This is a genomic window from Pseudomonas poae, from assembly GCA_028869255.1.
In the GTDB taxonomy this organism is placed as follows: domain Bacteria; phylum Pseudomonadota; class Gammaproteobacteria; order Pseudomonadales; family Pseudomonadaceae; genus Aquipseudomonas; species Aquipseudomonas poae_C.
Map to the genome: position 1 here is coordinate 5,802,361 of CP110972.1, position 18,891 is coordinate 5,821,251.

The 18,891-nt window shown below is 58.4% G+C and carries 12 protein-coding genes and 4 pseudogenes; 9 read left to right on the forward strand and 7 right to left on the reverse strand.

Annotated elements, in window-relative coordinates; all coding sequences use genetic code 11:
* Nucleotides 1-19: 19 nt before the first annotated feature.
* The gene (gene tag, locus LRS56_26345; GenBank protein ID WDU62241.1) at nucleotides 20-577 is read right to left on the reverse strand and encodes a DNA-3-methyladenine glycosylase I; all 558 of its coding nucleotides are present in this window, start codon (nucleotides 575-577) and stop codon (nucleotides 20-22) included.
* A gap of 81 nt (nucleotides 578-658) precedes the next feature.
* On the opposite strand from tag, the gene glyQ reads away from it, so the two are divergent.
* From glyQ to LRS56_26365, 4 genes and pseudogenes are all read left to right on the forward strand, one after another.
* Nucleotides 659-1,612, forward strand: a complete 954-nt coding sequence (glyQ, locus tag LRS56_26350) for a glycine--tRNA ligase subunit alpha (GenBank protein ID WDU62242.1) — start codon at nucleotides 659-661, stop codon at nucleotides 1,610-1,612.
* A pseudogene (glyS, locus tag LRS56_26355) lies at nucleotides 1,609-3,662 on the forward strand (glycine--tRNA ligase subunit beta). The gene glyQ and the pseudogene glyS overlap by 4 nt, the downstream one beginning before the upstream one ends.
* Before the next feature lie 2 nt (nucleotides 3,663-3,664).
* Nucleotides 3,665-4,201 carry a D-glycero-beta-D-manno-heptose 1,7-bisphosphate 7-phosphatase gene (gene gmhB, locus LRS56_26360; GenBank protein ID WDU62243.1) on the forward strand — a complete coding sequence of 179 codons (537 nt, stop codon included), beginning with the start codon at nucleotides 3,665-3,667 and terminating at the stop codon, nucleotides 4,199-4,201.
* A gap of 82 nt (nucleotides 4,202-4,283) precedes the next feature.
* Complete coding sequence (locus LRS56_26365) at nucleotides 4,284-5,054, forward strand: lysophospholipid acyltransferase family protein (protein WDU62244.1); 771 nt, start codon at nucleotides 4,284-4,286, stop codon at nucleotides 5,052-5,054.
* 182 nt (nucleotides 5,055-5,236) lie between these two features.
* Here LRS56_26365 and LRS56_26370 read toward each other — a convergent pair.
* Together LRS56_26370 and LRS56_26375 are read right to left on the reverse strand one after the other, a co-directional pair.
* Nucleotides 5,237-7,518, reverse strand: a pseudogene (locus LRS56_26370) (CHASE2 domain-containing protein).
* A 3-nt stretch (nucleotides 7,519-7,521) separates the two neighbouring features.
* Nucleotides 7,522-8,468: pseudogene (locus tag LRS56_26375) on the reverse strand (FecR domain-containing protein).
* Between the two features lie 297 nt (nucleotides 8,469-8,765).
* Between LRS56_26375 and LRS56_26380 the strand changes: the two are divergent.
* Nucleotides 8,766-9,488 carry a response regulator transcription factor gene (locus tag LRS56_26380; protein ID WDU62245.1) on the forward strand — a complete coding sequence of 241 codons (723 nt, stop codon included), beginning with the start codon at nucleotides 8,766-8,768 and terminating at the stop codon, nucleotides 9,486-9,488.
* A 95-nt stretch (nucleotides 9,489-9,583) separates the two neighbouring features.
* Here LRS56_26380 and gyrB read toward each other — a convergent pair.
* From gyrB to dnaA, 4 genes and pseudogenes are all read right to left on the reverse strand, one after another.
* A pseudogene (gene gyrB, locus LRS56_26385) lies at nucleotides 9,584-12,002 on the reverse strand (DNA topoisomerase (ATP-hydrolyzing) subunit B).
* Between the two features lie 4 nt (nucleotides 12,003-12,006).
* Nucleotides 12,007-13,110, reverse strand: coding sequence for a DNA replication/repair protein RecF (gene recF, locus LRS56_26390; protein ID WDU62246.1), 1,104 nt, complete (start codon nucleotides 13,108-13,110; stop codon nucleotides 12,007-12,009).
* 20 nt (nucleotides 13,111-13,130) lie between these two features.
* Entirely contained in the window at nucleotides 13,131-14,234 is a 1,104-nt protein-coding gene (gene dnaN, locus LRS56_26395) for a DNA polymerase III subunit beta (GenBank protein WDU62247.1), read from the reverse strand.
* 38 nt (nucleotides 14,235-14,272) lie between these two features.
* On the reverse strand, nucleotides 14,273-15,793 hold the full coding sequence (gene dnaA, locus LRS56_26400) for a chromosomal replication initiator protein DnaA (protein WDU62248.1): 1,521 nt from the start codon (nucleotides 15,791-15,793) through the stop codon (nucleotides 14,273-14,275).
* Nucleotides 15,794-16,378: 585 nt separating this feature from the next.
* Here dnaA and rpmH point away from each other — a divergent pair.
* Genes rpmH through yidC form a run of 4 tightly spaced genes read left to right on the forward strand, consistent with a single transcriptional unit; the run spans nucleotide 16,379 to nucleotide 18,857 of the window.
* Entirely contained in the window at nucleotides 16,379-16,513 is a 135-nt protein-coding gene (gene rpmH / locus LRS56_26405) for a 50S ribosomal protein L34 (protein ID WDU62249.1), read from the forward strand.
* 16 nt (nucleotides 16,514-16,529) lie between these two features.
* Complete coding sequence (gene rnpA / locus LRS56_26410) at nucleotides 16,530-16,934, forward strand: ribonuclease P protein component (GenBank protein ID WDU65817.1); 405 nt, start codon at nucleotides 16,530-16,532, stop codon at nucleotides 16,932-16,934.
* Nucleotides 16,927-17,172 carry a membrane protein insertion efficiency factor YidD gene (gene yidD / locus LRS56_26415; protein WDU62250.1) on the forward strand — a complete coding sequence of 82 codons (246 nt, stop codon included), beginning with the start codon at nucleotides 16,927-16,929 and terminating at the stop codon, nucleotides 17,170-17,172. Before rnpA ends, yidD begins: the two co-directional genes overlap by 8 nt.
* A gap of 2 nt (nucleotides 17,173-17,174) precedes the next feature.
* Nucleotides 17,175-18,857: a membrane protein insertase YidC gene (gene yidC, locus LRS56_26420; protein ID WDU62251.1), complete on the forward strand. Its 1,683-nt coding sequence runs from the start codon at nucleotides 17,175-17,177 to the stop codon at nucleotides 18,855-18,857.
* The last annotated feature ends 34 nt before the right edge of the window (nucleotides 18,858-18,891 follow it).

Sequence of the window (18,891 nt, forward strand, 5' to 3'; positions counted from 1 at the left end):
GGTGCGCAAAGCCGGCATTCTAACCGGCGTTGGCCAGGTCCGCGTAACGGTCGCAGTCTTGAGTGTGGTCCATGACCATGCCCGAAGCCTGCATGAACGCGTAACAGATGGTCGGGCCGACAAAGGTAAAGCCGGCTTTTTTCAAGGCTTTGCTCATGGCTTCGGCCTCAGGCGTAATCGCCGGGACTTGGCTGCGGTCCTTGAAGTGATTGACCTTGGGCACGCCGCCGACAAACGACCAAAGCAACCCAACCGGGTCCTCCAGCGCCAGCCAGGCGGCGGCGTTGCGACGGGTAGCGTTGAGCTTCAAGCGATTGCGCACAATGCCTGGGTCGAGCATCAGTGCTTCGATCTCGGCATCGCTCAACCGCGCAAGCCGCTGCGCGTCAAAACCGAACAAGACCTTTCGATAATGCTCGCGTTTGCGTAAAACGGTGATCCAGGACAGGCCCGCCTGGAACCCTTCGAGTAAAAGCAACTCGAACAAACCCTGCGCATCGCGCAGCGGCGTTCCCCACTCCTGATCGTGATAAGCCATGTACAGCGGATCTTCAGAACACCAAAAGCAGCGTGGCATAAGGCTCCAGGGGATGGTGGCGCGGCCGAATCGGGTATACTCCCGCTCTTTAAATCGCAGCCCAAGTAACAGGTGAATTTCGTGAGCCAGCCTACGCCAGCCGTGCGTACCTTCCAAGACTTGATCCTCGCCCTCCAGCAATACTGGGCCGAGCAAGGTTGTGTGGTACTTCAGCCCTACGATATGGAAGTAGGCGCCGGCACTTTCCACACCGCTACATTCCTGCGGGCCATCGGCCCGGAAACCTGGAACGCCGCTTATGTGCAGCCCAGTCGTCGCCCGACTGACGGCCGCTACGGCGAAAACCCGAACCGCCTGCAGCACTACTACCAGTTCCAGGTGGTACTGAAGCCGAACCCGGACAACTTCCAGGAACTGTACCTGGGCTCGCTCAAGCATGTAGGCCTGGACCCACTGGTCCACGACATCCGTTTCGTTGAAGACAACTGGGAATCGCCGACCCTGGGCGCCTGGGGCCTGGGCTGGGAAGTCTGGCTCAATGGCATGGAAGTGACGCAGTTCACTTACTTCCAGCAAGCGGGCGGCATCGAGTGCTACCCGGTGACCGGCGAAATCACCTACGGCCTTGAGCGCCTGGCCATGTACCTGCAGGGCGTGGACTCGGTCTACGACCTGGTGTGGGCAGACGGCCCGTTCGGCAAAGTGACCTACGGCGACGTGTTCCACCAGAACGAAGTGGAGCAGTCCACTTACAACTTCGAACACGCCAACGTCGACAAGCTGTTCGAACTGTTCGACTTCTATGAAAGCGAAGCCAAGCGCCTGATCGAACTCGACCAGCCGCTGCCGTTGCCAAGCTATGAAATGGTATTGAAGGCATCCCATACCTTCAACCTGCTGGACGCCCGCCGTGCCATCTCGGTAACCGCGCGCCAGCAATACATCCTGCGTGTACGCACCCTGGCGCGTTCCGTCGCCCAAGCCTACCTGCTGGCTCGCGCCAAGTTGGGCTTCCCGATGGCAACCCCGGATCTGCGTGATGAAGTGTTGGCTAAGCTGGAGGCTGCACAATGAGTGCTCAAGATTTCCTGGTTGAACTGGGCACCGAAGAGCTGCCACCCAAGGCACTCAATACCCTGGCCGACGCGTTCCTGGCCGGTATCGAAAAAGGCCTGCAAAGCGCCGGCCTGAAGTTTGAAGCGAAAAAAGTCTACGCCGCGCCACGTCGCCTGGCGGTATTGCTGACCGCGTTGGAAACCCAGCAGCCGGATCGCAGCATCAACCTCGACGGCCCTCCGCGTCAGGCGGCTTTTGATGCCGAAGGTAACCCGACCCAGGCTGCCCTGGGTTTCGCCAAGAAGTGTGGCGTGGAACTGAGCGAGATCGACCAGAGCGGCCCGAAACTGCGTTTCAGCCAGGTCATCACCGGTAAGCCGACCGCCAGCCTGTTGCCGACCATCGTTGAGGACTCGCTGAACGACCTGCCGATCCCCAAGCGCATGCGCTGGGGGCACGCAAGGAAGAGTTCGTACGCCCAACCCAATGGCTGGTGATGCTGCTCGGTGACCAGGTCATCGACTGCACCATCCTCGCCCAGAAGGCTGGCCGTGATTCCCGTGGTCACCGCTTCCACCACCCAGAAGCCGTGCGCATCACCTCGCCGGCCAACTATGCCGCCGACCTGCGCGCCGCCTATGTACTGGCCGATGCCAATGAGCGTCGCGAGCTGATCAGCAAGCGCACCGAAGAGCTGGCCCGCCTGCAGGAAGGCACCGCCATCGTGCCGCCAAGCCTGCTCGACGAAGTGACCGCGCTGGTTGAATGGCCGGTGCCGCTGGTGTGCTCGTTTGAAGAACGTTTCCTCGACGTGCCGCAAGAAGCCCTGATCACCACCATGCAGGACAACCAGAAGTACTTCTGCCTGTTGGATGTGGACGGCAAGTTGCTGCCGCGCTTTATCACCGTGGCAAACATCGAGAGCAAGGACCCGCAGCAGATCATCGCCGGTAACGAGAAAGTCGTTCGCCCGCGCCTGACCGACGCCGAGTTCTTCTTCAAGCAAGACAAGAAGCAGAAGCTCGAAGACTTCAACCTGCGCCTGCAAAACGTGGTGTTCCAGGAAAAACTCGGCAGCGTCTACGACAAGGCCGTACGGGTTTCCAAGCTGGCCGCCTACATCGCGCCGCGCATTGGCGGTGATGCCGCCTGGGCTGCCCGCGCCGGCATGTTGTCCAAGTGCGACCTGGCCACTGAGATGGTCGGCGAGTTCCCGGAAATGCAAGGCGTTGCCGGTTACTACTATGCCCTCAACGACGGCGAGCCGGACGACGTGGCCCTGGCCCTGAACGAGCAGTACATGCCGCGTGGCGCCGGTGCCGAGTTGCCGACCACCTTGACCGGTGCGGCCGTGGCCATCGCCGACAAGCTGGACACCCTCGTCGGTATCTTCGGTATCGGCATGTTGCCTACCGGCAGCAAAGACCCGTATGCCCTGCGCCGTGCGGCCCTGGGCGTGTTGCGTATCCTGATCGACAAGAAGCTCGACCTCGACCTGACCCAGGCCGTGGTGTTTGCGGTTGGCCAGTTTGGTGGCAAGGTCAAGCAAGCCGGTTTGGCCGAGCAAGTGCTGGAATTCGTGTTCGACCGCCTGCGTGCGCGTTACGAAGACGAAGGCGTCGACGTTTCCGTGTACCTGTCGGTACGTGCCCTGCAACCGGGTTCTGCCTTGGACTTCGATCAGCGTGTGCAAGCCGTACAGGCGTTCCGCAAGCTGCCGGAGGCGGATGCCCTGGCCGCCGTGAACAAGCGCGTGTCGAACCTGCTGAGCAAGGCCGAAGGCCTGGGCAATGTCGACGTCGATCCTGGCCTGTTTGCCGATGCCAAGGAGTTCTCGCTGAACTCGGCCATCGCCAAAGCCGAAAACGCTGTGAAGCCGCTGATCGCCGAACGCAACTACGCCGAAGCACTGGCGCGCCTGGCCACCTTGCGTGAGCCGGTGGATGCGTTCTTCGAAGCGGTGATGATCAATGCCGAAGACGCGGGTGTGCGGAAAAATCGCTACGCCATGCTGGCGCGTCTGCGCGGCTTGTTCGTCAATATTGCCGACATTTCGACGCTGAGCTGACCATGCTGAAACTGCTGATTCTCGATCGGGACGGGGTGATCAATTACGACTCCGACGCTTACATCAAATCGGTGGCGGAATGGGTTCCACTGCCCGGCTCGATCGAGGCCATCGCGCAGTTGAGCAAAGCCGGCTGGACGGTGGCCATCGCCACCAACCAGTCCGGCATCGCCCGCGGCTACTACGACATCGCCACCCTGGACGCCATGCACGCGCGCTTGCGCACGTTGGTGGCCGAGCAGGGCGGCGAGGTGGGGCTGGTGGTGTACTGCCCCCACGGGCCGGATGAGGGCTGCGATTGCCGCAAACCCAAGCCTGGCATGTTGAAAACTATTGCAGAACATTACAAGGTGCCCTTGGCTGGGATATGGTTCGTCGGGGACAGCCTCGGTGACCTGGAGGCGGCCAAAGCCGTCGACTCTCAGCCAGTTTTGGTTAAGACCGGGAAAGGCGAAAAGACCCAGGCGAAAAACCTGCCGGTAGGCACCTTGATTTTTGACGATCTGGCGGCGGTTGCCGCAGAACTTATCAACAACTAGCCGCCCTCGACTTCCTGACCAAGGACTGTTCGGGAGTGCGCTTTTAACAGGCGGGCCTTGTCCCGCAACGGTAAATGCCGCCATGTCGATTTTGCAGGCCATCAGAACCTTTTTCTTTTACCTGCTGCTGGGCACCAGTTCCTTCCTCTGGTGCACCCTGAGCTTTTTTATTGCGCCCTTCCTGCCGTTCAAGGCGCGCTATCGCTTTATCAACGTCTACTGGTGCCGCTGCGCGTTGTGGCTGTCCAAGGTGTTCCTGGGCATCCGTTTCGAGGTCAAGGGCGCCGAGAACGTCCCGGACCAGCCCTGCGTGATTCTGTCGAACCACCAGAGCACCTGGGAGACGTTCTTCCTTTCAGCGTACTTCTCGCCACTGAGCCAAGTACTCAAGCGTGAGCTGCTGTACGTGCCGTTCTTCGGTTGGGCCATGGCCATGTTGCGTCCGATCGCGATTGACCGTGACAACCCCAAGGCCGCACTCAAGCATGTGGCCAAGAAGGGCGACGAGCTGCTCAAGGATGGCGTATGGGTGCTGATCTTCCCTGAGGGGACGCGTGTGCCCTACGGCACCGTAGGCAAGTTCTCACGCGGCGGTACCGCATTGGCGGTCAACGCCAATCTGCCCGTGTTGCCGATTGCGCATAACGCCGGCAAGTTCTGGCCAAAGACCGGCTGGGCCAAACGTGAAGGCACCATCACCGTGGTGATTGGCGAACCGATGTATGCCGAAGGTGAAGGTCCACGTGCCATCGCCGCGCTGAATGACCGTGCTGCGGCCTGGAATGAAGCGCAACAACGGGCCATGGGTTCACTGCCTCCAGAGCCGGTTGTGGTCGACACGCCGGTGATCTGAGCATCTGTGGATAACCTGTGTACGGTTTGTTGGCGATTTGCCGTTTTTAACCTATAACAAGCTGATTTACTTACATATTTCCCAAGCTCATAAAATTGCGAAAAAGGTGCATAAGTTTTTTCCGCATTAAAAAACCGGTCCTTGAGACCGGTTTTTTATGCACAGCGAAAAAGTACGTTTTTTCAGTCTTCCAGCAACGGTAAATACAGGCTGAAAGTCGTGCCTTTGCCCACCACGCTTTCGCATTCGATTCGCCCACCGTGGCGTTCCATAACGGCCTTGACCATGGTTAGGCCCAACCCCAGGCCCTCACTGCCCTGGGCCGAGTCGAAGCGTCGATACTGGCTGAACAGCTCCGGCAAGTCCTCGGCCGCTATCCCCGGCCCCTGGTCGCTGATGCGGCATTCCAACCAGCCTTGTGCGCTGCCGTGGCTCAACCGGACGGTGGTACCGGACGCGGAATATTTGATCGCATTTTCCAGCACGTTAAACAACGCACGTGTGAGCAATGATTGATCGGCCGACACCATGCCCTCATCAGCCTCCTCCAGATCATGGACCAGGTGAATACCTTTGAGCTGAGCGATCACCGCCACCTTAGTCGAAAGCATCCATCACCAGCATGGCGAACAGCGTCGGCTGAAACTGATAGCCGTCGGCCTCTGCCTTCGCCAATTGCACGAAGGATTCGGTGAGGCTCAGGGCGCGTCGAACCTGCTGTTCGATCTGGGCGAACACCGGTGATTCACCGTTATGCACATCCAGCAGCGCGAGGATCGCCGAGTGTGGCGCCCGCAGGTCATGGGACAAAAAGCGCAGCATGGTCTCGCGGTGCTGTTGGGCATCGCGCTCCTGGCTCAGGTCGGTAAGGCTCAACAGCCAGCCCAGTGCGACGTCTCCGTCGGCGGGCAGCATAGGCGCGAGCTCCATGCGCAAGCTGCGCTGATGGATGTCACGGAACTCCACCAACTCCATCGCCGAGAGGGCAGGGCGCACGCCGTTATGCAGCGGTGGGTAACCGAGGTCGGCGAGCTCTTCGAGGAGGTTGGCGGCGACCAGATCATTGCCGAACACTTCGCGGGCAATCCGGTTGGCCAGCAGGATATTGCCTTTGGGATCGGTAATCAGCGTCGCCACCGGCAGGCACTCCAGGCCATCGGCCATAAAGCGCCGGGTGTCGCGTGTGCGGCTGACGGCTTGCTCCAGGGCAAAGATCCGCGCCTGCAGTACGTCCCCGTTGCGGGTAGGCGCACGGCGCCGTTCGGGCAGTACTTTGGGCTCGTTGTCCAAGCGCGCCAGCTCCCAACCGAAATAAGCCAGGATCACGCTCAGGCGCCGCCAGTTCCAGATCAGGTAGCTCAGCAGCAGGCCGATCAGGCAAGCCGCCGGCGACCACCAATGCCCCAGACGCAACAGGGCCCACGCGCCGAGCAACGCCGTGGCCATACAGCCCAGGGTCATCCACAGCGCATAGCGTGGGCGGTACAACAGCAAGCCCAGCAGCAATGCAACCAGGCTCGTCGCCAGGGTTGCCGCCAGCCAGCCGGGAAGATCAACGATGCTGCGCTCCCTGCAGCAGGCCATTGAGCACATTGGCCTGGATCTCCAAACCGGCGGTGGTGCCGACGGTGGAGGAGAGGGGCGTGACGAAGCGATCGCCCATTCCCGAGGCGGTGGCCCCGACCAGAATCAGGCGGTCGCGCAGTAACTCGGGCGGCACTTCACCCTGTAATACGCTGACGTAGGACACGCTGGGAAAATGGGTATGCGGCGCAATGAAAGGGATACGAATAGCATGCTCCCTGTGCCAGTGCTGATCGGTCGCCTCACGGGGCTCCCCGGGCATGGGCGCCTTCTCACCGCTCAGCTCATACGCCAGCCATGCCAGTTGCGCAGCGCCGGCATCGGGCGGACCCTCGCGCATATACAGGCTGCGCACCACGCCGTCGCTGTCGGCTTCCACGTTGATATGGCCAACGCCCTTGGCGCATTTGAGCAACGCCGACATTTGTGCACCTGGCTGGCTGTAGCTGGCAGTGCCCTCACGCACCAATGGCAGCAGAACGTTACCAGCGTTGCACACGGCATCAGCGAGGCGCTTGTCATTGGCGGAGTTGCCGGGTTCGCTGAAGATCACGTCAAACAGAATGCCTGCCGGTTGCGCGGCACTCAGGCGATCGATCAGGTCGGCGTGCAAGCTACGCGGCCAGGGCCACTGGCCCAATTTTTTCAGGCTGGGATCATCAATCGTCACTAGCAAAATACGCGGGTCTACCGGCAGTGGGGTGAGACGGCGCAGGCTGTCATACAACGGATTATTCAGGGCAAGGCCAGGGCTCAGCGACAGGTATGCCGTGATCGGCAGCAACAGCAAACCAATCCACAGCCACTCGCGCACCAGGCCACGGAACAGGCGCTGAGCATGAGTAGGCTGGCGTTTTTCGGGCTTGCCCCAGAGCGTCATTGGTCAGCCACCGAAAACCTGCGCCTGTGTGCTGGGCGGGTAGTAGAAAATGTCATAGACCCCGGTTTCTCCTTCCAGGCCATGTGCATCGTACGCCGACACCCGCACGTGATAGAACGACGCCTTGAGCCCAGTGAAGCTCATTTTTGGTTCACTGGAAAAGTTTTCCTGCTTGATATTCATAAACGCTTTATCGGTCGCCACCTGAGCCCGATAGCGTTGGGCACCGGTCACCGGCCGCAGGTATAAACGCCAGACCGGCGAATCACCTTTTTGTCCATCCTGGCCGATCAGCCTGGGGGCCGGCAGCAGCTCTACCGGGTTTAGATCGCCTTGTTGCTTGAACAGCAGCCCTTGGCGGGCATCGACTTTTACTTCGCCTTCAGTTGGGCTCTGTTTCTTTGCACGCTGGACCGCCACCTGGCCATCCAGCACTTCGAGTAACGTTTGCTCACCGTCATCGCTCACTCGAAAATGCGTACCGCGTACCCCCAGAACGCCCACCGGCGTAAGGATCTGGAACCGATCGTAATCACTCGCACGCTTGATCACATACGCTTCGGCCTGGCCTTGTTCGAGTATGACCTGGGGGATCGACTGCTTCTCGACCATAGGTGCAAACGTACCTGGGAACTGGAGGGCAACACCACCCGGGAACCGTCGCCCAGCAACAGGCTGACAAACGCCGACTCGGACGTTTTCACACCCTCCTGTTCATCAATGGTCATACCTTCCTGCAATGGACTCGCCTTGCCCTTGGTGTCGAGCTTCCAGGCGACCCCGTTGAGGTGCTGCACCACGGCCGGTAATGGTTGCGCACGGCACAGGGCATGGTCATCGATATAGGGCGGGCGCACTTTGGTGGATGCACTGGCTGCGCCCACTGCCAGGATCAACAGTGAGGGCAGGGCACGACGCGTGAAGTGCGGGGAGGGGAGCATGGTACTCATCAAGGTCAAGGTTCCAGAGGGCATCTGACATCGGCGCGCAGGCGTTTACGGCAGCGCATGTGTCGGCTGATCCTTTTACTTACTGCCGGGAGCCGGTATCTTTCCTACATAGCTTTTCCACAGGGTCATCGCGGTCTTTCAATGGGTGAACCGCCCTTTGATATCAGCGTACCGAGAGATCCAAGGGGTCATTGAATTTGAGCACAATTCTTCAGATTCGAAGGCCGGCAACTGCGCAGTATGTGCCGTTTATTCATGGCCGTCGGCTGCCATATTTTAAGTAGAAGGACCCACGACATGCGTGTCGCGATACTGGATGACGAACCTGCTGAATTGCGGCGGGTGGAACAGACACTGCGCCAGATCCCCAGTACAGCCGAACAGCCGTGGTCCCTGCATTGCTTCGAGCGCGGTGAAGACCTGCTGCGCCAACTGCGCCGGGAAACCTTTGACCTGCTGATACTCGACTGGCAATTGCCCGATATCAGCGGTATCGCTTTGCTGCGCTGGACCCGCGAACACATGGAATCGCCTCCCGCCGTGATCATGCTCACCAGTCGCGATGCGGAGAGCGATATCGTCACCGCCCTGAACAGCGGCGCGGACGACTACGTCAGCAAGCCCTTTCGCCCCAATGAACTGATCGCCCGAGTCAGCGCGGTATTGCGCCGCCACGGCCTGCAGAAGTCGGCGACCCATGAAGTCCAAAGCTTTAACGACCTGACCTTTGACGACGCTGAGCTGACCGTCACCCGCGCCGGCAAACCGATCAACCTGACTGAGCGTGAATACCGCCTGGCCAGCTGCTTGTTCGCCAACCTCGCCCGGCCGCTTTCGCGTGAATACCTCTATGAGCGCTTTTGGTCCCACGAAGAAATGGTCTCGTCGCGCCCACTGGATACGCATATCTACCGGCTGCGTAACAAGCTGGGGCTGACGGCCGATCGCGGCTGGCAGCTGTTGACGATCTATGGGTACGGCTATCGCTTGGAGAGTGTGGCAGCGCCTTCGCACAGCTAAAACCAAGATGTTCCACGTGGAGCATTTTAAAAATACGCACAATAAAAAAGGCCAACGCTAAGCGTTGGCCTTTTTGTTTTAGCCGTACTACCTGATCAGAAGTCCAGGTTGGACACCGCCAAGGCGTTGCTCTCGATGAAGTCACGACGAGGTTCGACCGCATCACCCATCAGGGTGTTGAAGATCTGGTCTGCGCCAATGGCGTCTTCGATGGTCACGCGCAGCATGCGACGCTGAGCCGGATCCATGGTGGTTTCCCACAGCTGATCCGGGTTCATTTCGCCCAGGCCTTTGTATCGCTGGATGGTGTGGCGCTTGGTGCTTTCGGCCATCAGCCAGTCAAGGGCTTCCTTGAATTCCTTGACCTGCTTCTTGCGTTCGCCACGCTGAATGTAAGCGCCGTCGTCCAACAGGGTGCTGAGTTGCGCGCCCAAGGTCACTACGGTCTTGTAGTCATTGCTGCCGAAAAAGTCGCGGTTGAAGGTGACGTAGTTGGACAGGCCGTGGGAGATCAGCTCGACCTCTGGCAGCCATACGTTACGTTCACGGTCTTCACGCAGGCTGGCTTTGTACACCAGACCGGATTTTTCGACGGTGCGCAGACGCACTTCGTACTGAGCCAGCCAATTCTGCATGTGAGCGTGATCGCCCAACTGCTCCAGGCTCACAGCCGGCAGGTAGATGAAGTGCTCGGTCAGTTCCTGCGGGTACAGGCGCGACAGACGCTTAAGGGTCTTCATCACCATGCGGAAGTCGTTTACCAGACGCTCCAGCGACTCACCGGAAATACCGGGTGCTTCGTCGTTCAAGTGCAGGCTGGCATCTTCCAGGGCCGACTGCGTCATGTACTCTTCCATGGCGTCATCGTCTTTGATGTATTGCTCTTGCTTGCCCTTCTTCACTTTGTACAACGGCGGCTGAGCGATGTAGATGTAGCCACGCTCGATCAGCTCCGGCAACTGACGGAAGAAGAAGGTCAGCAGCAGGGTACGGATGTGCGAACCGTCGACGTCAGCATCGGTCATGATGATGATGTTGTGGTAGCGCAGCTTGTCGATGTTGTACTCGTCGCGGCCGATACCGCAGCCCAACGCCGTGATCAAGGTGCCGACTTCCTGGGAGGAAATCATCTTGTCGAAGCGTGCCTTCTCAACGTTGAGGATCTTGCCCTTCAACGGGAGGATGGCCTGGGTGCGACGGTTACGACCCTGCTTGGCGGAACCGCCAGCAGAGTCACCTTCCACCATGGTACAGTTCGGAGAGGGCAGGGTCCTTCTCCTGGCAGTCAGCCAGTTTGCCCGGCAGGCCGGCAATGTCCAACGCACCTTTACGGCGGGTCATCTCACGGGCTTTACGCGCCGCTTCACGGGCACGCGCCGCGTCGATCATCTTGCCGACAACCAGCTTGGCTTCGTTCGGGTTTTCCAGCAGGAAGTCCGAGAAGTACTTGCCCATTTCCTGTTCGACAGCGGTCTTCACTTCGGAAGACACCAGCTTGTCTTTGGTCTGGGAGCTGAACTTGGGGTCTGGCACTTTTACCGAAATGATTGCGGTCAGGCCTTCACGCGCATCGTCACCGGTGGTGGCAACTTTGTGCTTCTTGGCCAAGCCTTCGGCTTCGATGTAGGTGTTCAGGTTACGCGTCAGCGCGGAACGGAAACCCACCAGATGAGTACCGCCGTCGCGCTGTGGAATGTTGTTGGTGAAGCACAACAGGTTTTCGTTGAAGCTGTCGTTCCATTGCAGGGCGATTTCCACGCCGATGCCGTCTTCACGCTGGATGTTGAAGTGGAACACCTGGTTGACCGCAGTCTTGTTGGTGTTCAGGTATTCAACGAATGCACGCAGGCCGCCTTCGTACTTGAATAGCTCTTCCTTACCGCTGCGCTCATCCTTGAGGACGATACCCACACCGGAGTTGAGGAAGGACAGTTCACGAATCCGCTTGGCCAGGATGTCCCAGCTGAAGTGGATGTTCTTGAAGGTTTCCGCCGAGGGCTTGAAGTGGATCTGCGTACCGGTGGATTCACTGTCGCCAACGATTTTCATCGGCTCTTGTGGAACACCGTGGACGTAGGTCTGTTCCCAGATCTTGCCGCTACGGCGCACCGTCAGGATCAGCTCTTCGGACAGCGCGTTCACCACCGACACACCTACACCGTGCAAACCGCCGGAGACTTTATAGGAGTTGTCGTCGAACTTACCGCCGGCGTGGAGCACGGTCATGATGACCTCTGCCGCCGAAACGCCTTCTTCTTTATGCACGTCTACCGGAATGCCGCGGCCGTTGTCGCGCACGGTGATGGACTCATCCGGGTGGATGATGATGCTGATGTCGTCGCAGTGACCGGCCAGAGCTTCGTCGATGGAGTTGTCGACCACCTCGAACACCATGTGGTGCAGACCGCTACCGTCATCAGTGTCGCCAATGTACATACCGGGACGTTTGCGTACGGCATCCAAACCTTTCAGCACTTTAATGCTGGTCGAGTCGTACGTGTTTTCTTCGCTCATGCCTTCACTCCCGATGGTCGTGGGTCTGGGTGATACGGCCTTGTTCCACGTGGAACAAAGCAACTGGCGTTTCCGTCTGCCAGCCTTCCCTCAATAATTCGTGGTCTACACAGGTGATAAACACCTGGCAGCGTAAGTCTTCCAACAAGCGGCATAACGCGCGGCGGTGCTGCTCGTCGAGTTCCGACGGCAAGTCGTCCACCAGATAAATACACTGCCCGCGCCGGGCCTGGCTAACCAAGTGCCCCTGGGCAATCCGCAGCGCACACACCACCAACTTCTGCTGACCCCGGGACAAGATGTCCGCGGCATTATGTGCACCCAATCTAAGACGCAAATCAGCGCGTTGGGGGCCGGCCTGGGTGTGGCCAATTTGCTGATCCCGGTGCAGGGACGTGGCGAGTACAGCACTCAGCTCGCGCTCTTTATCCCAACCACGGTAGTAACTCAACGTCAGGCCCTCGAGATCCAACAACTCACTCAAGGTCTGCTCAAAGACTGGTTTCAAGGCTTTGATATAGGCGCGGCGGTATTCATCTATTTCGTCGCTGGCCAGGCACAGTTCCCGGTCCCAGGCTGCTTGCGAAGCGGCGTCAAGTGTACCATGCCGCAGCCATGAGTTCCGCTGCCGCAGGGCCTTCTGCAGGCGCTGCCAAGTGGCCATAAAGCGTGGTTCCACGTGGAACACTCCCCAATCGAGGAATTGCCTGCGGATTTTTGGCGCGCCCTCCAACAACCGAAAGCTGTCGGGGTTGATCAATTGCAACGGTAAAATTTCTGCCAGCTGCGCGGCACTGCGAGCATTCTGCCCGTCGATACGAATCTGGAACTCACCGCCGCGATCACGCGATATCCCCAGGCTGCTGTGCCCACCTTCAGCCAATTCGACCTGGCCGAACACTGTGCACGCCAATTGTTCGTATTGGATAACCGGTAACAAGCGAGCACTGCGAAAGGAACGGGCAAGCCCCAGCAAGTGGATGGCTTCCAGCACGCTGGTTTTGCCACTGCCGTTGGCGCCGTGGAGGATATTGATGCGGGGGGAGGGGGAGAAGGTCACCGGGTGCAGATTGCGCACCGCGGTGACCGAGACGCGACTGAGGGACATCTAGCTTCTGCTGAGCATGGTTACAGGCGCATCGGCATGACAACGTAAGCCGAGTCGTCGTTGTCGGATTCCTGCACCAGGGCGCTGCTGTTGGAGTCGGACAGAATCAGGCGAACCTGTTCGGTCGTCATCACACCCAGTACGTCCAACAGGTAGCTCACGTTGAAGCCGATTTCCAGCGAGCCGCCGTTGTAGTCGACGCCCACTTCTTCTTCCGCTTCTTCCTGCTCCGGGTTATTGGCCTGGATTTTCAGCTGACCGTTGGCCAGTTGCAGGCGAATACCACGGTACTTTTCGTTCGACAGAATCGCAGTACGGCTGAAGGCTTCACGCAGGGCCTGACGATCACCGATCACCAGCTTGTCGCCGCCTTTGGGCAGTACACGCTCGTAATCCGGGAATTTGCCATCGACCAGCTTGGACGTGAAGGTGAACTCGCTGGTAGTAGCACGGATATGGTGCTGGCCCAGTACGATGCTGACGGCGCCGTCCGGCTCGGTCAGCAGGCGCGCCAGTTCAAGAATACCTTTACGCGGCACGATCACCTGGTGACGATCGGGCTGACCGATATCGGCACGCATCGAGCACATCGCCAGACGGTGACCGTCGGTGGCCACAGCGCGAATGACGCCTTCGGAGACTTCCAGCAACATACCGTTGAGGTAGTAGCGTACGTCCTGCTGGGCCATGGCAAAGCTGGTGCGCTCGATCAGACGACGCAGCTTGCTTTGCTCCAGGCTGCAGGTCAGCGAGCCCGGGCCTTCTTCAACCGTCGGGAAATCGTTGGCTGGCAAGGTCGACAAGGTGAAACGACTGCGACCCGCCTTCACCACCAACTTCTGCTCGTCGACCTTGATGTCGATCAGCGCTTCGTTGGGCAGACTCTTGCAGATGTCCATCAGCTTGCGCGCAGGCACAGTGATTTCGCCTGGCTCAGCCGGTTCTTCCAGCTGAACCCGGCCAACCAGCTCGACTTCCAGGTCGGTACCGGTCAACGACAATTGCTGGCCTTCAACCACCAGCAGTACGTTGGAGAGCACCGGCAAGGTCTGTCGGCGCTCGACGACGCCTGCGACCAGTTGCAGGGGTTTCAACAGGGCTTCGCGTTGAATGGTGAAATGCATGGTCTAGTCCCTTGCCTTAATAAGCTGCGCTGGTGTCATCAAGTTGTCAGTGTACGCAGCAGGTTCTTGTAGTCCTCGCGAATATCCGCGTCGGATTCCTTAAGTTCATTGATCTTGCGGCAGGCGTGCAACACCGTCGTGTGGTCGCGACCGCCGAACACATCACCGATTTCCGGCAGGCTATGGTTGGTCAACTCTTTGGAGAGGGCCATGGCCACCTGACGCGGACGAGCCACCGAGCGCGAACGGCGCTTGGACAGCAGGTCGGAAATCTTGATCTTGTAGTACTCGGCCACGGTGCGCTGGATGTTATCCACACTCACCAGTTTATCCTGCAGCGCCAGCAAGTCTTTCAGGGATTCGCGAATCAGCTCGATGGTGATGTCGCGGCCCATAAAGTGCGAGTGCGCGATAACCCGCTTGAGAGCGCCTTCCAGCTCACGCACATTGGAACGAATGCGTTGGGCAATGAAGAACGCGGCGTCGTGGGGCAGATCGACCTTGGCCTGGTCGGCCTTTTTCATCAGGATCGCGACGCGGGTTTCCAGTTCCGGCGGCTCTACCGCTACGGTCAGGCCCCAGCCGAAACGCGACTTCAAACGCTCTTCCAGACCTTCGATTTCCTTCGGGTAGCGGTCACTGGTCAGGATGACCTGTTGGCCGCCTTCGAGCAGGGCGTTGAAGGTGTGGAAGAACTCTTCCTGGGAGCGTTCCTTGCGAGCGAAGAATTGAATGTCATCGATCAGCAAGGCATCAACCGAACGGTAGAACCGCTTGAACTCGTTGATGGCATTGAGCTGCAGGGCCTTGACCATGTCAGCCACGAAGCGCTCCGAGTGCAGGTACACCACCTTGGCATTCGGGTTCTTCTTTAATAGGTGGTTACCCACCGCGTGCATCAAGTGAGTCTTACCCAAACCTACGCCACCATAAAGAAACAGTGGGTTGTAGCCGTGCTTGGGGTTATCGGCCACCTGCCAGGCGGCCGCGCGGGCCAACTGGTTGGATTTACCTTCGACGAAGTTCTCGAAGGTAAAAGTGCGGTTCAGGTAGCTGGTGTGCTTGAGCGCGCCTTCAACCTGCACGGTACGCTGCTCGGCACGAACAGGTGCCTGCTGGGAGCTGGCACCGGCCATCGGGTCGAAGCTGTCGCGGGACGGCTCTTCATTAATAGGCGCGTTTTTCTGCGACGAAGATTTCGAAGGCGTCTGGGCCACCGGCGCGGGCGAGTTATTAACAGGTGCCGCAGCGGCCTGAGCCTGCGAGGCGCTGGCCGCCAACGGTGCATTCGGCGCAGCACGAGGTGCCGAGCTGCGTTTGCTGCCTATTAATAAGGAGAGCACGGGCGCGAGGCCGTTGCCATGTTCATCGAGCAATTCGAGAACGCGGCTCAGGTACTTCTCGTTGACCCAGTCGAGTACAAAACGATTGGGCGCATAGACACGCAACTCGTCGCCTTCGGCTTCGACCTGTAGCGGACGGATCCAGGTGTTGAATTGCTGGGCAGGCAGCTCTTCGCGCAAAAGCTCCACGCACTGCTGCCAAAGTTCCACTGACACGGATATCCCCTAAGTTGAAAGCCGGTGAGGCAAAAACAGCCGCCATTGTAGCGGCCAGCCGCCCACTTATCCACATGTAGGTTGCTCACCGGGCGCCCAAAATCAATGCCTTAACTGCAAAAAAGGCGACCAATGGTCTGTGTATAAGCTCTGTGGATAAGCGTGCCTAAGCCCGTTGTACAAGTGGGGGCTAAAGTCTGTGGGTAACTGGCCTGTGGATAACATGCCATTCCACCCACAGCTTATCCGACAGTGCAGCACAGGCAAAGCACCGTTTTCCCCTGTAGTTGTCATTCTCTGTACAGCACGTGGAATATGGCCTTAAGGTAGTTATCCACAGAAGAAGCCATCCCTAGCTTTTATAAGCTTTACAGAAAAGCTTTAAATAACTTCCTTCTTTATTTTTATATCTATGGCATTGCCCGTGAGAGCCTGGCGGACAGGAAAGGGCTGATGACCCATAAAGATCTAATTAAAGGAAAAGCTGGTTGGAAATTGACCTAGAGGCTTGCTTTCTCTAGAATCGCCGGTCTCTTAAAACGGGGGCCATTCCGGCCCGTTGTGGACGAACCAGGTAACAACGCCATGAAACGTACTTTCCAACCAAGCACCATCAAACGCGCCCGTACCCACGGCTTCCGTGCTCGCATGGCTACCAAGAACGGCCGTGCTGTCCTGTCGCGTCGCCGCGCCAAAGGTCGTGCGCGTCTGGCAGTTTGATAATCCGGTACTGGTGGTGAGTCAGGACTTCAGTCGGGAAAAGCGTCTGCTAACCCCCCGGCACTTCAAGGCAGTCTTTGACTCCCCCACCGGCAAGGTTCCGGGGAAAAATCTCCTGCTCCTTGCGCGTAACAACGATCTTGATCACCCCCGTCTCGGGTTGGTGATCGGCAAGAAGAGCGTAAAGCTCTCCGTTGAGCGCAATCGCCTCAAGCGTCTGATGCGCGAATCGTTTCGCCTCCACCAGGACACTCTGGTTGGTTGGGATATTGTTATCGTCGCGCGCAAAGGCTTGGGGGATGTAGAAAACCCCGAATTGATTCAGCATTTCGGCAAGCTCTGGAAACGTTTGGCGCGTACCAACAAGCCAGCACCACCAGCGGCTACCGAAACTGTAGGGGTAGACAGCCTTGATGCGTAAACTGGCCATCGTTCCGATCCAGTTTTATCGCTATGCCATTAGTCCTCTGATGGCCAACCACTGTCGTTTCTACCCCAGTTGTTCCTGCTACGCGTTAGAGGCCATAGAAAATCATGGTCTTCTGCGCGGTGGCTGGCTGACCTTTCGTCGTTTAGGTCGCTGTCATCCGTGGAATCCCGGTGGTTATGACCCGGTTCCACCTATCCCTACCTCCCGTTCTTCTTCGATGGCCGAGTAATCATGGATATTAAACGCACGATCCTGATCGTCGCCCTGGCAATCGTGTCCTACGTCATGGTTCTTAAGTGGAACCAGGACTACGGCCAGGCTGCCCTGCCGACTCAGAATGTTGCTGCCAATCAGGCTGCGCCGGCTATTCCGGACACCCCGTTGGGTAACAATGCGTCCGCGAGTGCCGATGTTCCCAGCGCGAATGGCGAGACAAGCGCCCCTCTAGAAACGCCAGTGGTCACCAATAAAGACCTCATCCACGTGAAAACGGATGTGCTCGACCTGGCTATCGACCCACAAGGTGGTGATATCGCGCAGTTGAAACTGCCGCTGTATCCACGTCGCCAAGACCATCCGGATGTGCCGTTCCAACTGTTCGATAACGGTGGTGAACGTACTTATCTGGCGCAAAGCGGCCTGACCGGCACTGACGGTCCGGATGCTCGTGCTACCGGTCGTCCGGTTTATTCGACCGAACAGAAGACTTATCAACTGGCTGATGGCCAGAACCAGCTGAACGTCGACCTGAAATTCACTCAGGACGGCGTCAACTACATCAAGCGTTTCAGCTTCACCCGTGGTTTGTACGACTTGAAGGTCACTTACCTGATCGACAACGAAAGCGCCAAGCCGTGGACGGGCAACCTGTTTGCCCAGCTCAAGCGTGATGGCAGCTCCGATCCATCTTCCAGCACCGCCACCGGCACCGCGACTTACCTGGGCGCAGCCCTGTGGACAAGTGGCGAGCCGTACAAAAAAGTGTCGATGAAAGATATCGACAAGGGCGCGCTGAAAGAAACGGTTCAAGGCGGTTGGGTAGCCTGGCTGCAACACTACTTCGTGACCGCATGGATCCCGAACAAAGGTGAAGCCAACCTGGTTCAAACCCGCAAGGACAGCCAGGGCAACTACATCATTGGCTTCACTGGCCCGGCGTTGACCGTCGCTCCAGGTGCCAAGGCTGAAACCAGCGCCACTCTGTACGCCGGCCCGAAAAGCCAGGCAGTCCTGAAAGAGTTGTCCCCAGGTCTGGAACTGACTGTGGATTACGGCATTCTCTGGTTCATTGCCCAGCCGATTTTCTGGCTGCTGCAACATATCCACAGCATTGTGGGTAACTGGGGCTTCTCGATCATCTTCCTGACCATGCTGATCAAAGGGATCTTCTTCCCTCTGTCTGCCGCCAGCTACAAGTCGATGGCGCGTATGCGTGCCGTGGCGCCGAAGCTGGCCGCTCTGAAAGAGCAACATGGTGACGACCGGCAGAAAATGTCGCAGGCCATGATGGAGCTGTACAAGAAAGAGAAGATCAACCCGCTGGGTGGATGCTTGCCGATTCTGGTACAGATGCCGGTGTTCCTGTCGCTGTACTGGGTACTCCTGGAAAGCGTGGAAATGCGCCAGGCTCCGTTCATGCTGTGGATAACTGACCTGTCGATCAAAGACCCGTTCTTTATCCTGCCGATCATCATGGGCGCGACCATGTTTATCCAGCAGCGTCTGAACCCGACTCCGCCGGACCCGATGCAGGCCAAGGTAATGAAAATGATGCCAATCATCTTCACCTTCTTCTTCCTGTGGTTCCCGGCTGGTCTGGTGCTGTACTGGGTGGTCAACAACGTGTTGTCGATCTCTCAACAGTGGTACATCACACGTAAAATCGAAGCGGCTACCAAAAACGCTGCTGCGTAATTTACTCTGTGGATAACCACTCAAGACGCCCCCT

Excerpts from the sequence above, each read along its gene's own strand:
- gmhB (WDU62243.1), top strand. The coding sequence starts at position 3,665 with ATGCTGAAACTGCTGATTCTCGATCGGGACGGGGTGATCAATTACGAC.
- yidC (WDU62251.1), top strand. The coding sequence starts at position 17,175 with ATGGATATTAAACGCACGATCCTGATCGTCGCCCTGGCAATCGTGTCC.
- LRS56_26365 (WDU62244.1), top strand. The coding sequence starts at position 4,284 with ATGTCGATTTTGCAGGCCATCAGAACCTTTTTCTTTTACCTGCTGCTG.
- rpmH (WDU62249.1), top strand. The coding sequence starts at position 16,379 with ATGAAACGTACTTTCCAACCAAGCACCATCAAACGCGCCCGTACCCAC.
- dnaN (WDU62247.1), bottom strand. The coding sequence starts at position 14,234 with ATGCATTTCACCATTCAACGCGAAGCCCTGTTGAAACCCCTGCAACTG.
- LRS56_26380 (WDU62245.1), top strand. The coding sequence starts at position 8,766 with ATGCGTGTCGCGATACTGGATGACGAACCTGCTGAATTGCGGCGGGTG.
- yidD (WDU62250.1), top strand. The coding sequence starts at position 16,927 with ATGCGTAAACTGGCCATCGTTCCGATCCAGTTTTATCGCTATGCCATT.
- recF (WDU62246.1), bottom strand. The coding sequence starts at position 13,110 with ATGTCCCTCAGTCGCGTCTCGGTCACCGCGGTGCGCAATCTGCACCCG.
- tag (WDU62241.1), bottom strand. The coding sequence starts at position 577 with ATGCCACGCTGCTTTTGGTGTTCTGAAGATCCGCTGTACATGGCTTAT.